The following is a 12,577-nucleotide window of genomic DNA, read 5'->3' on the forward strand; positions in this document are numbered from 1 at the left end:
CCACGGCTGCTGACAGCGCTGCATGCGCCATCTCCATTGATTTTCTTACCTCTGAACTGACGTGATGACCGCCTCCACGACTGCCAATACGAAGCAACCCTGCCTTCGCGTGATTCCGCTTGGGGGTCTGCATGAGATCGGCAAGAACACCTGCGTGTTCGAGTACGGCGATGACCTGATGCTGGTGGATGCCGGCCTCGCTTTCCCCAGCGACGGCATGCACGGCGTGAACGTGGTGCTGCCGGACACAAGCTTTCTGCGCGAGAACCAGAAGCGCATCCGCGGCATGATCGTGACCCACGGTCACGAAGACCACATCGGTGGCATCGCGCACCACCTCAAGCACTTCAACATCCCGGTGATCTACGGCCCGCGCCTGGCGCTGTCGATGCTCACCGGAAAAATGGACGAGGCGGGGGTCACCGACCGCACCACTCTGCAGACCGTGGGCCCGCGCGATGTGGTGAAAGTGGGCCAGCACTTCTCCGTGGAGTTCATCCGCAACACCCACTCCATGGCCGACAGCTTCTCGCTGGCGATCAGCACCCCGGTGGGCACGATCATCTTCACGGGTGACTTCAAGTTCGATCACACCCCGGTGGATGGCGAGCACTTCGACCTGGCACGCCTGGCTCACCACGGTGATCAGGGGGTGCTCTGTTTGTTCAGCGATTCCACCAATGCGGAAGTTCCCGGCTTCTGCCCTCCGGAACGCTCCGTGTTCGCCAACCTCGATCGCCACATGGCCGATGCCGAGGGCCGGGTGATCGTGACCACCTTCGCCAGTTCGATTCACCGGGTTTCGATGATTCTTGAGCTCGCGCTCAAGAACGGCCGCAAGGTGGGTCTGCTCGGCCGCTCGATGCTGAATGTGATCGCCAAGGCCCGCGAGCTGGGCTACATGCGGGCCCCCGATGAGCTGTTTGTGCCGATCAAACAGATCAACGATGTGCCCGACCGGGAAACCCTGCTGCTGATGACCGGCAGCCAGGGCGAGCCTCTCGCTGCTCTCAGCCGGATTTCCCGCGGTGATCACCCCCAGGTGAAGGTGAAGAGCTCCGACACGATCATTTTCTCGGCCAGCCCTATTCCCGGAAACACGATCTCGGTGGTGAACACCATCGACCGCTTGATGATGCTGGGCGCCAAGGTGGTGTACGGCAAAGGCGAGGGCATTCACGTGTCCGGCCACGGCTTCCAGGAAGACCAGAAGCTGATGCTGGCGCTCACCCGTCCCAAGTTCTTCGTGCCCGTGCACGGGGAGCACCGCATGCTGGTGCGCCATGCCCGCACCGGGCACTCCATGGGTGTGCCGGAAGACAACACCCTGATCATCGACAACGGCGATGTGGTGGAACTCACCGCCGACTCCCTGCGCAAGGGCGATCCAGTGAAGGCTGGCATCGAGCTTCTCGACCAGTCGCGCAATGGCATCGTCGACGCCCGGGTGCTGAAGGAGCGTCAGCAGCTCGCTGAAGACGGCATCGTCACGATCCTGGCGGCGATCAGCACCGATGGGGCGATGGTGGCGCCCCCCCGGGTGAATCTGCGCGGTGTGGTGACCACCGCCGATGCCCGCAAGATGTCGCTTTGGACCGAGCGTGAAATCAACTGGGTGCTGGAGAACCGCTGGAAGCAGCTCACCCGCAACACCGGCGGCAAGGCGCCTGAGGTGGATTGGATGGGCGTGCAGCGTGAAGTGGAGGTGGGTCTCAGCCGCCGCATGCGCCGCGAACTGCAGGTGGAGCCCCTGATTCTTTGCCTGGTGCAGCCGGCACCGGCTGGCACTCCGGTGTACAAGGGTCGGGCCGATGCTGAGCCCGACAACCGTCCGGCTCCCCGCGGCCGCGGCGGTCGCCATGGTGGTGGCCGCAATGGCGGTGGTGGCCGCTACCGCGATGCCGCCCCCAACCGGGTGGCCAAGCCCGCTGCTGCATCTCCGGCACCTGCATCCGCACCTGCTGCTGCTGTTCCCGCGCCCGCTCCTGCTCCAACGCCAGCAGCTGCAGCAGCGGCCCCTTCGGCTCCTGCCGTTGATCAGGAGATGCCCGCTGGCCGCACCCGCCGCCGCCGTTCAGCTGCGGCCTGATCTCAGAGATCCACGCGCAGGCGTCCGGCTTTCAGCTTCTGCAGCAGCCCCTCCGCTACGGGGGGGCTGCTGTTGGCTTCTGGAACGTTGGGCTCTGGAGCTTCAGCAAATGGCTCTTCAGCGATTGCCTCGTCCTGGATGGTTGCCGGGTCTGGCAGTGGGTCTTTTTCAACCACAGGCTCTGGTTTGTTGACTGGCTCCGGAGTCCGGTCGAGCCAGGGTGTGGCCGTGGTCTGTGCCTGCGGGATCCCTGCCTGCGTTGCCTCCGATGAAGAAGCGGCCAGGAACGGGTCGCTGATCAACGAGGCCTGAGTTGGTGCTGGCTCCGGCTGCGCTGTTGAAACGGTGGGTGTGGAGTTCTGTTCAGCCAGGCGCTCCAGTCCCTGTTCCGCCAGCTGACGCAGCGTGTCGGGCGGATGGCTGCTGAGCACCAGGCTGTAGAGGCCGTGGGCCTGATCCGGTTGCTGCAGGCCATAGAGATGGATGTGGCCTGCAAGCAGGGCCACGAAGGCCTGCCAGGCCAGCGCTGCATGGCGTTCCTCTGTGGCGTCCGGCAGCGGATCCAGCTCGGCCAGCAGGGCACTGGTGATGGCCTGGGCCGTTTGAAAATCACCGGCTCCGTAGGCCTGCTCGGCCGCCACATAACGCGTCTGAAAGTCGCCGTCCACGCTGTTCAGCCCCTGTGGTCTAGTTGTACCCAGTTCCGGCACCAGTGGAAGCGCTGGCCTCCGGCCAGGTGGCGTTCCCCAGGCGGTTGCTGGGGGCCGATGGCACGGCTGAGCTCCACCAGCTGGCGGGCGTTCAGGGGCTGGACACCCTGCTGCTGCAGCCAGCGTTGCAGCAGGATGCGTCTGGGATCAGCAGCCAGAGCCTGCAAGGGAGGCCGTTGCAGCCCGTTGCCGGCGCTCTGGAGGCTCCGCAGGCTCAGATCCACCAGCGCGTTTTGGCTGTCGTGCGCCTGGGAGATGCGTTCGCTGAGCCAGGCCATGCGCCGGCTGCAACCGGCATGAAGAGACTCGAGCACGGGCAGCACCTCCTGGCGGATGCGGTTGCGTTCGATGCGTAGATCGCTGTTGCTGGGGTCGTGCCAGACCGGCAGCTGCAGGTCTTGGCAGATCGCCGCTGTTTCATCGCGGGTGAAATCGAGCAGGGGCCGAACCAGCCGGGGGCCATGGCTGCTTTTCGCCTGCAACGGCCGGCTTTGCCGCAGGCTGCCCAGGCCTGCCAGATCCGTGCCGCGGCTCAGTTGCATCAGCAGGGTTTCGGCCCGGTCGCTGGCGGTGTGGGCGGTGAGCACCGTGCAGGCGCCCGCTGCGCCGGCTTCGTTCAGTTGCTGGGCGGTTTGGCTGAGTTCGCTGTAACGCCAGGCGCGTGCTGCGGCTTCACTGCCGGTGATTGCAGCCGTGCTGCGGCTCACCCGCAGCGGCAAAGCTTGCTGGTCACACCACTGGGCCAGTGCATCAGCAACGGCGGCTGAGCCGGGATGCCAGCCGTGGTCGCCATGCCAGAGCTGCAGGGTCCAGTGGTGGTGCTTTTGCAGATCGCGCAGCAGCCCCAGCAGGGCCATGGAGTCCTGCCCGCCCGACAGCGCCAGCAGCAGGGTGGTGCACTGGGGCAACAGGGTGGGGGTCTGCAGCAGCTGGCGATGCAGCCGGTCGTGCCAGTGCAGCCAGGGCTCGCTGGCGGTCATCGGGCGGGTGGAGTGGCCCCCTGATCCTGCCCGCACACGCGGTGGGAGAGTGCTTGGATCTGATCATTCAGCTGGATGACCCGCCTCTCACTGCTGCCTGCCGCTCTTCGCCGCAGCCTGGACCAGCGCTCGGCTCTGAAGGTGATCGCCGGCCTGATGAACTTCGATGCCGCCTCCGTGGCCCGGGTGGCCCGTGCCGCGGGGCAGGGCGGCGCCGATCTGATTGATGTGGCCTGTGATCCGGAGCTGGTGGCCCTGGCGATGCGCGACTCCGGTGGAGTGCCCGTGTGTGTCGTCGGTGGAGCCCGAGCAGTTCCCGGCTGCGGTGACGGCTGGTGCGGTGATGGTGGAGATCGGTGATGCCCACCGTCGCTGAATCGGCCGGCACCCAGCTGCCGATCTGGGCGAGCAGTTGGATCAGGCCGATCTGGCGCAGGTAACAGCTCTTGCCGCTCTGGGCTGAAGGTTCAGCTGTCCTGCCATCTGGGCCAGTTTCTGGTCAAAACTCAGCATGGCTCCGCAGCCCTCGCTGCGGGCGAGATGGAGGTGACGGATGGCGAGGAGCCCCTCAAAGGCCGTGATCACCCCCTCACGCGGCAATTTATAGGCCCCACGCAGCACCCACTACCAACACTTTGGTGTCGAGGGCCACAGGCAGGGTCATGGCTGCGCAAACAGGGCCGGATCCATCTGCTCCAAGCTCTGACGAGGCCCCTGGTACCCAGCACAACCGATCAAGGCACGGGCGGATCGGGTTTTGTGTGGATCCTGAGGAATCAAGCGGAGACCATCAGCCTCCAGGCTCAACGCCAGCCGAGGCTATTCAGACTTGATTACCACAAGCTGCTCAGGCCGGGCTTGTGGCACCAGATCCACTGAGATGCGCTGATCAAAGCTGACAAAGCGCCCTCCCTCCGCCACAGCAACGGCGAGCAGATAGGCATCCGTGACCTGGCGATGCCCGAGCAGCTGACGCCAATTCGCACTGGCAGGGCTGATCAAGCTGACCCCACCGCTCCAGAAGCGATGACTGGGATGGCTGCAGGCTTCGGCCAACCGTTCAGCCACCTCAGCCACGGGCCTTTGATTCGGGTAGGCGGGCTGGGACAGGATCCGCAACACGCCGTTCTGTGTGACCGGACAGCTCGCCCAGCCGGCGTCGAGTTCTCGGGCCAACCAGCGTTGCGCGGCGGCATGCATCAGATGGTCGGCATCCAACAGCGCAATAAGAACGTTGATATCCAACAGAGCGCGCATCAAAGCCCTTCCCGATCACGAATGGCATTCACCTGCTCATTCGTCACAACCTGCGGGTTTGAACTGCTGAAGGGCCGGAATCCCGCCACGCCCTCAGGTGCAACAGACGCTGGCGATCCCGATGCGGTCATCGCCTGCCTGAGCAAACGCGACACCACCTGCCCAGCGGACACCCGCTCCCGTTGGGCAAGCTCTTTGGCAGCCCTGAGCACGTCATCGTCGATATCGAGCGTTGTCCGCATGATGCCGTGATGCACCAACATCAACGCATCCTACGTCGAGCGTCCTCGTGACGCCGCTCTTGACCTGAATACACGGTGAGCCTGAGGTCCTCTGGTGGTTGCAACAGCACCCGATGCCCCATGCCTGGACCCCCTGCAGTGGCCTGAGCAGCTAGCTCAGCAGCTGCGGTTGAGCCCAGAGCAGTTTGAGCTGGTGTGTGAGGCCAATCCAGATGCCGTTCTGGAACTCTCCACCGATGGCCACCTGATCACCATGACGCTCGCCGGCAGCGAGACCAGCGCACGCAACAGCACGCTGGTCGTGCTTCTGGGCCTGGCCCTGCGAGCCAGCTCTCTGCCGTTCAAGCTCTTCGACAGTTCCGGTGGCTTCCGCCTGCCGGACGGATCCGTTCTCAGCCCGAATGCATCGCTGGTGCATCTCGAGCGCTGGCAGGCACTGACCCCGGCACAACAGCGAAGCTTCGCGCCGCTCTGCCCTGTCAAGTGTTTATGAACAGCCTGATGGAGGCCTGGTGTGATCGCCCAGGCCATCAGATCGTGCTGACCCGTTCGCGCGCCTACCAGAGCAACGACCAGGCCTGGGTGGAGCAAAAGAACGGGATGCTCGTCCGCCGTGTCGTGGGGTACCAGCGGCTGGAGGGTCTTGAGGCGGCGCAAGTGATGAGCGAGCTCTATGGCGCCTTGCGGCTGTTCACCAACCTGTTTCAGCCCTCGTTCAAGCTCAAAACCAGCGAACGCCAAGGCGCCCGGATCAAGCGGCAACACCATCCGCCGTTGCCAGGGACAGCTGGCCGTGATAGCCAGCGGTGAACAGGCCTCTGGTGAACCATCGGCCCAGGTAGAACGTGATCTGGCAGCCGAGAACAGATCCCTGGAGGTCTTCCTGGGCGGCCTGCAGACCCTGTGGCACAGCAGTCAACCGAAACGCCGTAAGTCCAAGCCCCGCAGCGGCAAGCGCACCAGACCTGATCCCTTTGAACCGGATGTGGCCTTGATCGAACAGTGGCTACAAGCCGAGCCTTTGATCAGGGCCAAAACCTTGATGGAGCGGTTGATCGCCCACAACCCAGAGCGCTATGGCGAATGCCACCTGCGCACCCTGCCACGGCGTCTGCGTGGTTACCGACTGCAGGAGATCCAGAAGGAGATGGAGCAAGCCCTGGAAGCTCCCTACCCGGTGGAAGCAAGCAAAGGACAAGACGAGAAACCAGTGTTACCAGGCATCAATCACAATGGGTAACATATGATTGATGCAAAGCGGCCGCCTACGTAGTTGACACCGGGCAGCCAAGGATGTTGTGGCGGTGCTGGAGGAGCTCACCAGCCTCTATCCGGCACCGAAGTACATCCGCAGCGACAATGGCCCTGAGTTCATCGCCCACGCTCTCAGGAAATGGTGCGAGAGCAGCGGCACCAGCACCGCCTACATCAAACCAGGATCACCGTGGCAGAACGGCTTTTCCGAGTCGTTCAACAGCCGGTTCAGGGATGAATTCCTGAATACCGAGTTGTTCGCCACGGTGACGGAAGCCCAGGGCTTGGCCAACCGCTGGCCAAGGGATGACTAAGTACCCTCAGGCCTCATTCGGCCCTCCAGGGGCGTACGCCCCTGGAGGCAGCTCAACAAAGAGCTGCAGCATGATCACGACCACCCACTCTCATAAGCACTGGACTGATGAAGGGGGTCACGTCAGTGTCATCGAGAGCTGGGCAAATCGCAGTCTGCGCGTCAGCGGCCTGCGGCTTTCACGCAACAACGGACACCAGTCAGCACTAATCGCCGGATTGACAGCTGCAGTTGAGTCATGCAGGGTTTCAGCTTATGTCTCGTCGTGCTCTGCATGAATTGCTTCGCTATGAAGAGCACTCGCTCTGTCTTCGCGGCATCATGCCGCTTCTAGGTTCAAGGCTGCGTCTGTTCACCGAGGGCATCTGCTGATCTTCGAGCACAATCCACTCAACCCTGTCACGCAGCATCTGGTGAGTACGTCCCGTGGATGAGGACGCCGTTCTGCTGCGTCGCTCAGAACTGATCAGGATTCCACGGGAGATCACAGGTATTCGGGTAACCAACAGTGGGTACACACTGCTTTTCCCGGGAGCCTTGAGGTGGCTGCGTCGCTTTGAACGCTCCATGCGGTGGCTTCCAGCCGGAGGACAGTATTTTGTACTCGTGCAGAAGACAACCGGCACAGCGTGACCTCTGGGGCCGGAATTCCCCCTCCCGGCTCAGTTCAGGCCTTCGACGTTGATAGAGGCGCAGGCTCGGGTTGCCCTGCGCGGGCGGAGGCGAGCTGGCCCAGGCGCTCCAGGTGCTGGGCGGAGAGCAGCTGGCAGTAGGCAAGAGGCAGAGCACCGGCCTGGCGCAGGCTTTCGAAGGCTTCGGGGGAGAGGCCGTTGAGGAGGTTTTCATCGATGCGGAACAGACCCTGCATCGCCCCCTGCTTCTCGCCGCTGCGCAGGTTGATCGGCCAGGGCACGATCACTCCTGCCGCATCGAGGGCCTGCACGGCGCGCTGGGTGGCGCGCCGGCTGCGCTCGCAGGCTTCCAGGAATTTCAGGATGTCGGCCACGGCGGGAGCCAGCTGGCCTTCGGCGTCGAAGAACGGTTCGCCGCCGTCATCGCCGTGGATCAGCGGGCTCCCCTCATCCACGCTGAGCAGCGCCTGGTCCGCTTCAGGCAGCTGGCTGAGGGCAAAGGGATAGGCGCGGAAAGCGGCGGGGATGTGGGCGCCCGCAAGCCAGCTGCCATCGGCCACCACGAAGAGATTCTCACTCTCACGCAGGGCCAGGACCGCCACCAGCTGAAAGCCGCTCTCGACGGGCACGAAGGCCAGGGGCAAGTGCAGCACCGCCTGGGGGAGTTCCAGGCTGAGGATCGGGGCCAGCATCTCCCTGGCGACAAAGCCATAGCCCGAGGAGCGGGACCAGCTGCACTCGGCGTGGTGGGAACGGCGGAGGGGAACGAACTGCGGCATGGAAGAAGTCAATAAAAAAGGGGAGGGAATTAACCCCTCCCCAGTGATCAGCTGACCCGAGGATCAGCGGGACGCCAAAAGATCAGATGGTGGTTAAGTAACTGTCCACAAAGGCAATGTCCTCGAAGGCGAGGAAGTCGTCGTAGGACATTTTGATGGTGGAAATGCCTTCGGCATCATCAGAAGAAGTAATTGTGGTATTTCCATTATCGATACGGAAGAGAACCATGGCTTGGTCACCCGTGTCATAGGCAGCACCGAGAAGATCGGCGCCACGGACAACGTCCAGAGACCCTGCCCCGATAGCCGCGTCGAAGAGTCCATTGACTGTAGTGGAATCGGCTGCCGTGGTGAACTTCAGGAAGTTGAACGTACTACCTGAGAGATCGTCAGTGTCGCCGGAGACAACGTCGCGGATGTTGGTGGCTTCTCCGTTGCTAACAGCCGCATTGTTGGTCTGCTCCAGGTTGATGTGAGTAAAACCATTACCCACTTTCAGGGCTGCCGTATCTTCGTTGATCACGAAGCCGGTGATGAGGTCCTGATTGGCGATCTGGCCCGAGGCATTGGTACCGTCAAAGCCGACGACATCGTCACCCTCGGAGAGGTTAATGGTGTCGTTGTCGCCAGAGCCGTCTCTAATCGACCAGATTTGGTCAGCGCCAAGTGAATCATTCACTGTCTGCTCGCCAGTGCCGAGGAACGTCCTCAGCCGTGCATTCAGACCACGGGCGTCGATCAGGCCTCCATCGAGGTTGTATTCGTCTTGGACGATGATACCGGAAGTAGAGCCGATGTTGATGTTGGCATCACCCCTGACCTCGATTCGGGCATCGATGTCGTTGGCTTCGTCAATAATGTTGCTCTGCAATCCGGTGGAGAGAATGCGCACCACATCAGCGGTACCCGTGCCCACGTCCAGATCATCACCAATCGTGACGCCGTTCATCTCGAGCCGGAAACCACCCACCGAGAGGGGAGCATTGGAGAGATCGAGATCATCGTCGATGTCGGAGAACAGCCGCACCACATCGCCGGACTCGAAGTCGAGTCCCGTGACATCGACATCATCGCTGTAGGTGCCTCTGAGCTCGAGAATGAAGGCGGAGCCAGAACGGCTCATGTCAACGTTCAGATCACTGTTGCCAGTGACATCGCCAAAGTGCTCGATGATCTCCACGCCGACGATGTTGGGACCCACATTAGGTACCAACAGGTCGCGATTCGTGTTGCCGCCCGTCTCGATGCGGAGGCGATCCTCATCACCGTCGCCACCATCAACGCTGTCATCCTCGCCAAAGGCGACCTCGCCATTGGGGACGTTAGAGAAGAAGGTGAAGGTGTCGAGCCCATCGCCACCAGAGGCCGTGACATTTCCGCCGATGAGGCGGAACGTAGAGGTATTGGTGCCGTTGCTGGCGACAACGGTGACGTTGCCCTCAACGTCCGTGAAGGCAAAGGTGTCGTTATCATCTCCGGTCGTGAGAGATACGTCTCCAGCGAGACTGCCGGTTGCTACGTTGGCAATGTCGACATTATTGGTACCCTCGCCGAGATCAGCGGTGATGTTGCCGCTGAAGTCGTTGACGTCAAGGTCGTCATCGCCGCCGAAGGTGGTGATCATCAGATCGGCGTCGGCGCTGGTAGCGTCGATAAAGAAGCTGGTGTTGCCCTGGGCGCCCAAGAAATTCACCATCGCGCCGTTGGCATCTCCGCCGGTGAAGTCGGCATCGAGATTGGCGTTCAGCGCCTGGGCGTCGAAAAGGCGCAGTCTGTCAAAGTCGAGGGCATCACCTGCGCCGTCGATATCAAGATCGGTGTTGCCGGTGACGAAGATGCTGTCCGGACCTTCGTTGGTCTCAAGAGTGAACGTATTCGGATTGAAGCCGCCGCTGTTGACATTGACGGTTTCGTAGAACCCAGCCGTCGTGTCGAGGTCGAGAATGCTCTCCTGGGCATTCGTGAGGTTGACATCGAGGATGTCATCCTCACCATCCAGGGCCGCTCCAACGAACTGAATCCCAAGGTTTGTACCCAGGAAGTCGTCGGCGATGTTGACCGTGGTGAGAGCTGTCGTCAGGTTGATGACCTGAAGGCCACCGAACAGGTTGGTGGGGGAGCGGAAGCCGATCGTGTCGATGGCATTCGCATTGATGACATTGAGGGTCGCCGGAATTAGCAGAGGAACCAGGCTACCGGCGCCGCTCAGGTTCACCTCCTGAATGTTGGCCAGGGAGGTCGGAGTGGTGAACACATCCACCAACTGAGCATTCAAGGTGTTGCGCCCGCCGCCGCCGTTGAGTTGGTCACCGTTGTTGAGTGTCTGGATCGGCAGGAAGGCGGTCGCCTCGGCAGGGGCCTCGAAGGTGGTGTTGCCGGAGTCACCGGACAGCGTGTCGATGCCAGGAGTGAGAGTAAGAGTTTCCGCCGTCAGCTGGGCAATGAATGATGCCGCGTCGGCCGGGGTGGCGGCGGGTGGAGACGTGACAGTGTTGAGGAAGGACACGCCAATCTCAGCAGCTTCAGCACCGCTGTAGGCGGCATTGGCATCCGGATCTGCGGCGAGTTCAAGCGAGAAGATATTGGCTGAATTCAGCTTGGCCTGCAGTGTGTCCTTGATGTCGGTGCCATCGGGCAGGTTCAATACTGCGTTGGCGATAGTGATGCCGAGGTAGTCGAAATTGACGTCACCGGAGAGAATGGCCTCGGTCCAGCCGCTAATCTCAGAGATGGTAGCGTTGCGGCCGACTAGGCGGGTGTAGTAGAGATCAATAAGTCCCGTAAAGTCGACCGCGTCTTCGAGAATAAACGGTGCGACTGCGTCTTGGTACTCGGAGGTTTTGACAAATTCGAGGACGATCTGTTCTGGACTAAAGCCAGCATCCCCCCAGGCGGTGAGGGAGTTGGGGTCCGCGGGCCGACCGAAATAGGCGATGTTCAGCCCTTGGACATCAAAAGGAGTGGCAGGTGCCATTAACGGTCTCCAGATCTTGGAAAGAAAGGTCAGGTGAGTTTGGTCGGCGTGTGCAGCAGCCCACACACATTCCGTGGTCGAATACTAGTCACAGTGGCGAACCGGTCAAGTCATGGGTGTGACTTGCTCAGCTGTCTACCATCGTGGCGCTGGCGCGGGTATTGAAACGGAGCACCGGCGTCAAGGTCACGGCGGCAGGGCCGATGCCAGGGTCACCGTTTGCACACGCCGTCATCGGCAACCGGCGTGTCCGGGAGGGTCTCTGGCCTCAGCGAACGGAGGACGAGGCGCCTGGGGCCCGTTCCCTGACCCAGGCGATTGCGGAGCAGGTGCCGCGCGGGGCACTCCAGCCAGCGCCACTGGGCGTAGGCCAGCCCCAGCGCCAGCAGGGCCATGGAGTCCTGTCCGCCCGAGAGGGCCAGCAGCAGCCGACCGCCCTGCGGCAACCAGTGCGGTTGGCGCAGCAGGCGCCGATGCAGGCGGTCGTGCCAGGCGGTCCAGCCCATGGGACGCGGCGAGGGTGCGGTGGGAGAATCGACTGATCCGAACTCGAATCATGACGCGCCTCAGCTCCCTGCCCGCTGCCCTGCGTGAGCGCCTCGCGCAGCGCTCGGCTCTGAAGGTGATCGCCGGCCTGATGAATTTCGATGCGGCCTCCGTGGCCCGGGTGGCCCGCGCCGCCGGACGCGGTGGCGCCGATCTGATTGATGTGGCCTGTGATCCGGAGCTGGTGGCCCTGGCGATGCGCGACTCCGGTGGAGTGCCCGTGTGTGTGTCGTCGGTGGAGCCCGAGCAATTTGTGGCAGCCGTGGCGGCTGGTGCGGCGATGGTGGAGATCGGCAATTTCGATGCCTTCTACCCCCAGGGCCGGATCTTTGGAGCGGCTGAGGTGCTGGAGCTCACCCGCCGCACCCGCGCCCTGCTGCCCGAGGTGGTGCTGAGCGTGACGGTGCCCCACACCCTGCCGATGGATCAGCAGGAGCAGCTGGCGGTGGATCTGGTGGCGGCTGGCGCTGATCTGATCCAAACCGAAGGCGGCACCAGTGCCAAGCCCTTCAGCGCCGGCAGCCTCGGCCTGATCGAAAAGGCGGCACCCACCCTGGCGGCCGCCCACAGCATCAGCACCGCGTTGCACCAGGCCGGTCTTTCGACCCCTGTGCTGTGTGCATCCGGCCTCTCGGCCGTGACGGTGCCGATGGCGATCGCCGCCGGGGCTGCCGGTGTGGGTGTGGGGTCGGCCGTGAATCGCCTCAACGATGAGCTGGCGATGGTGGCGGTGGTGCGCGGTCTGCGCGAGGCGCTCGGCAGCGCCCTCACCCTGCGGGTCTGATCGAGCTGGTCAGTTCG

General features: G+C 62.7%; 12 protein-coding genes and 4 pseudogenes. 7 read left to right on the forward strand and 9 right to left on the reverse strand.

What is annotated here, in order from left to right; translation table 11 throughout:
- Positions 1 to 64 precede the first annotated feature (64 nt).
- On the forward strand, positions 65 to 2,089 hold the full coding sequence (locus tag SynBMKMC1_RS00345; RefSeq protein WP_186472293.1) for a ribonuclease J: 2,025 nt from the start codon (positions 65 to 67) through the stop codon (positions 2,087 to 2,089).
- A gap of 2 nt (positions 2,090 to 2,091) precedes the next feature.
- Here SynBMKMC1_RS00345 and SynBMKMC1_RS00350 read toward each other — a convergent pair whose 3' ends face one another.
- Both SynBMKMC1_RS00350 and tilS read right to left on the reverse strand, forming a co-directional pair.
- Positions 2,092 to 2,757, reverse strand: a complete 666-nt coding sequence (locus tag SynBMKMC1_RS00350; RefSeq protein WP_186472294.1) for a hypothetical protein — start codon at positions 2,755 to 2,757, stop codon at positions 2,092 to 2,094.
- Positions 2,758 to 2,762: 5 nt separating this feature from the next.
- Positions 2,763 to 3,779 (reverse strand): tRNA lysidine(34) synthetase TilS, encoded by a 1,017-nt coding sequence (gene tilS / locus SynBMKMC1_RS00355; RefSeq protein ID WP_186472295.1) that lies wholly within the window; start codon positions 3,777 to 3,779, stop codon positions 2,763 to 2,765.
- A gap of 75 nt (positions 3,780 to 3,854) precedes the next feature.
- Between tilS and SynBMKMC1_RS00360 the strand changes: the two are divergent.
- Positions 3,855 to 4,140 (forward strand): annotated as a pseudogene (locus SynBMKMC1_RS00360) (DUF561 domain-containing protein); the annotation flags it as partial.
- On the opposite strand, the pseudogene SynBMKMC1_RS14795 reads toward SynBMKMC1_RS00360, so the two are convergent.
- The 4 genes and pseudogenes from SynBMKMC1_RS14795 to SynBMKMC1_RS00380 form a co-directional block, all read right to left on the reverse strand.
- Positions 4,132 to 4,233, reverse strand: a pseudogene (locus tag SynBMKMC1_RS14795) (hypothetical protein); the annotation flags it as partial. The pseudogenes SynBMKMC1_RS00360 and SynBMKMC1_RS14795 sit on opposite strands and share 9 nt — an antisense overlap.
- A complete protein-coding gene (locus SynBMKMC1_RS00370) occupies positions 4,197 to 4,364 on the reverse strand; it encodes a hypothetical protein (protein ID WP_186472296.1) in 168 nt (55 codons plus the stop codon). The gene SynBMKMC1_RS00370 and the pseudogene SynBMKMC1_RS14795, both read right to left, overlap by 37 nt.
- A 234-nt stretch (positions 4,365 to 4,598) precedes the next feature.
- Complete coding sequence (locus SynBMKMC1_RS00375) at positions 4,599 to 5,036, reverse strand: TA system VapC family ribonuclease toxin (protein ID WP_186472297.1); 438 nt, start codon at positions 5,034 to 5,036, stop codon at positions 4,599 to 4,601.
- Positions 5,036 to 5,278: a CopG family transcriptional regulator gene (locus SynBMKMC1_RS00380; protein WP_186472298.1), complete on the reverse strand. Its 243-nt coding sequence runs from the start codon at positions 5,276 to 5,278 to the stop codon at positions 5,036 to 5,038. Before SynBMKMC1_RS00380 ends, SynBMKMC1_RS00375 begins: the two co-directional genes overlap by 1 nt.
- A 94-nt stretch (positions 5,279 to 5,372) precedes the next feature.
- Here SynBMKMC1_RS00380 and SynBMKMC1_RS00385 point away from each other — a divergent pair, with 94 nt between their 5' ends.
- The 4 genes and pseudogenes from SynBMKMC1_RS00385 to SynBMKMC1_RS00400 form a co-directional block, all read left to right on the forward strand.
- Positions 5,373 to 5,771 (forward strand): Uma2 family endonuclease, encoded by a 399-nt coding sequence (locus tag SynBMKMC1_RS00385; protein WP_255486236.1) that lies wholly within the window; start codon positions 5,373 to 5,375, stop codon positions 5,769 to 5,771.
- The gene (locus SynBMKMC1_RS00390) at positions 5,762 to 6,088 is read left to right on the forward strand and encodes a hypothetical protein (protein ID WP_186472299.1); all 327 of its coding nucleotides are present in this window, start codon (positions 5,762 to 5,764) and stop codon (positions 6,086 to 6,088) included. The genes SynBMKMC1_RS00385 and SynBMKMC1_RS00390 overlap by 10 nt, the downstream gene beginning before the upstream one ends.
- On the forward strand, positions 6,072 to 6,518 hold the full coding sequence (locus SynBMKMC1_RS00395) for a hypothetical protein (RefSeq protein ID WP_186472300.1): 447 nt from the start codon (positions 6,072 to 6,074) through the stop codon (positions 6,516 to 6,518). The genes SynBMKMC1_RS00390 and SynBMKMC1_RS00395 overlap by 17 nt, the downstream gene beginning before the upstream one ends.
- 55 nt (positions 6,519 to 6,573) lie before the next feature.
- Positions 6,574 to 6,846 (forward strand): annotated as a pseudogene (locus SynBMKMC1_RS00400) (integrase core domain-containing protein); the annotation flags it as partial.
- Between the two features lie 666 nt (positions 6,847 to 7,512).
- Here SynBMKMC1_RS00400 and SynBMKMC1_RS00405 read toward each other — a convergent pair.
- From SynBMKMC1_RS00405 to SynBMKMC1_RS14565, 3 genes and pseudogenes are all read right to left on the reverse strand, one after another.
- The gene (locus SynBMKMC1_RS00405; RefSeq protein ID WP_186472302.1) at positions 7,513 to 8,256 is read right to left on the reverse strand and encodes a SapC family protein; all 744 of its coding nucleotides are present in this window, start codon (positions 8,254 to 8,256) and stop codon (positions 7,513 to 7,515) included.
- 82 nt (positions 8,257 to 8,338) lie between these two features.
- Positions 8,339 to 11,230, reverse strand: coding sequence for a hypothetical protein (locus SynBMKMC1_RS00410; protein WP_186472303.1), 2,892 nt, complete (start codon positions 11,228 to 11,230; stop codon positions 8,339 to 8,341).
- Between the two features lie 377 nt (positions 11,231 to 11,607).
- Positions 11,608 to 11,736 (reverse strand): annotated as a pseudogene (locus tag SynBMKMC1_RS14565) (tRNA(Ile)-lysidine synthetase); the annotation flags it as partial.
- A 50-nt stretch (positions 11,737 to 11,786) separates the two neighbouring features.
- On the opposite strand from SynBMKMC1_RS14565, the gene SynBMKMC1_RS00420 reads away from it, so the two are divergent.
- Positions 11,787 to 12,560: a DUF561 domain-containing protein gene (locus tag SynBMKMC1_RS00420; protein ID WP_186472304.1), complete on the forward strand. Its 774-nt coding sequence runs from the start codon at positions 11,787 to 11,789 to the stop codon at positions 12,558 to 12,560.
- Positions 12,561 to 12,577: the final 17 nt, after the last annotated feature.

The organism is Synechococcus sp. BMK-MC-1 (assembly GCF_014279955.1).
In the GTDB taxonomy this organism is placed as follows: Bacteria; Cyanobacteriota; Cyanobacteriia; order PCC-6307; family Cyanobiaceae; genus Synechococcus_C.

What these genes read in the sequence shown, in the direction of transcription:
- SynBMKMC1_RS00410 (WP_186472303.1), bottom strand. Translation starts at nt 11,230, where the DNA reads ATGGCACCTGCCACTCCTTTTGATGTCCAAGGGCTGAACATCGCCTAT.
- SynBMKMC1_RS00405 (WP_186472302.1), bottom strand. Translation starts at nt 8,256, where the DNA reads ATGCCGCAGTTCGTTCCCCTCCGCCGTTCCCACCACGCCGAGTGCAGC.
- SynBMKMC1_RS00420 (WP_186472304.1), top strand. Translation starts at nt 11,787, where the DNA reads ATGACGCGCCTCAGCTCCCTGCCCGCTGCCCTGCGTGAGCGCCTCGCG.
- tilS (WP_186472295.1), bottom strand. Translation starts at nt 3,779, where the DNA reads ATGACCGCCAGCGAGCCCTGGCTGCACTGGCACGACCGGCTGCATCGC.
- SynBMKMC1_RS00380 (WP_186472298.1), bottom strand. Translation starts at nt 5,278, where the DNA reads ATGCGGACAACGCTCGATATCGACGATGACGTGCTCAGGGCTGCCAAA.
- SynBMKMC1_RS00345 (WP_186472293.1), top strand. Translation starts at nt 65, where the DNA reads ATGACCGCCTCCACGACTGCCAATACGAAGCAACCCTGCCTTCGCGTG.
- SynBMKMC1_RS00375 (WP_186472297.1), bottom strand. Translation starts at nt 5,036, where the DNA reads ATGCGCGCTCTGTTGGATATCAACGTTCTTATTGCGCTGTTGGATGCC.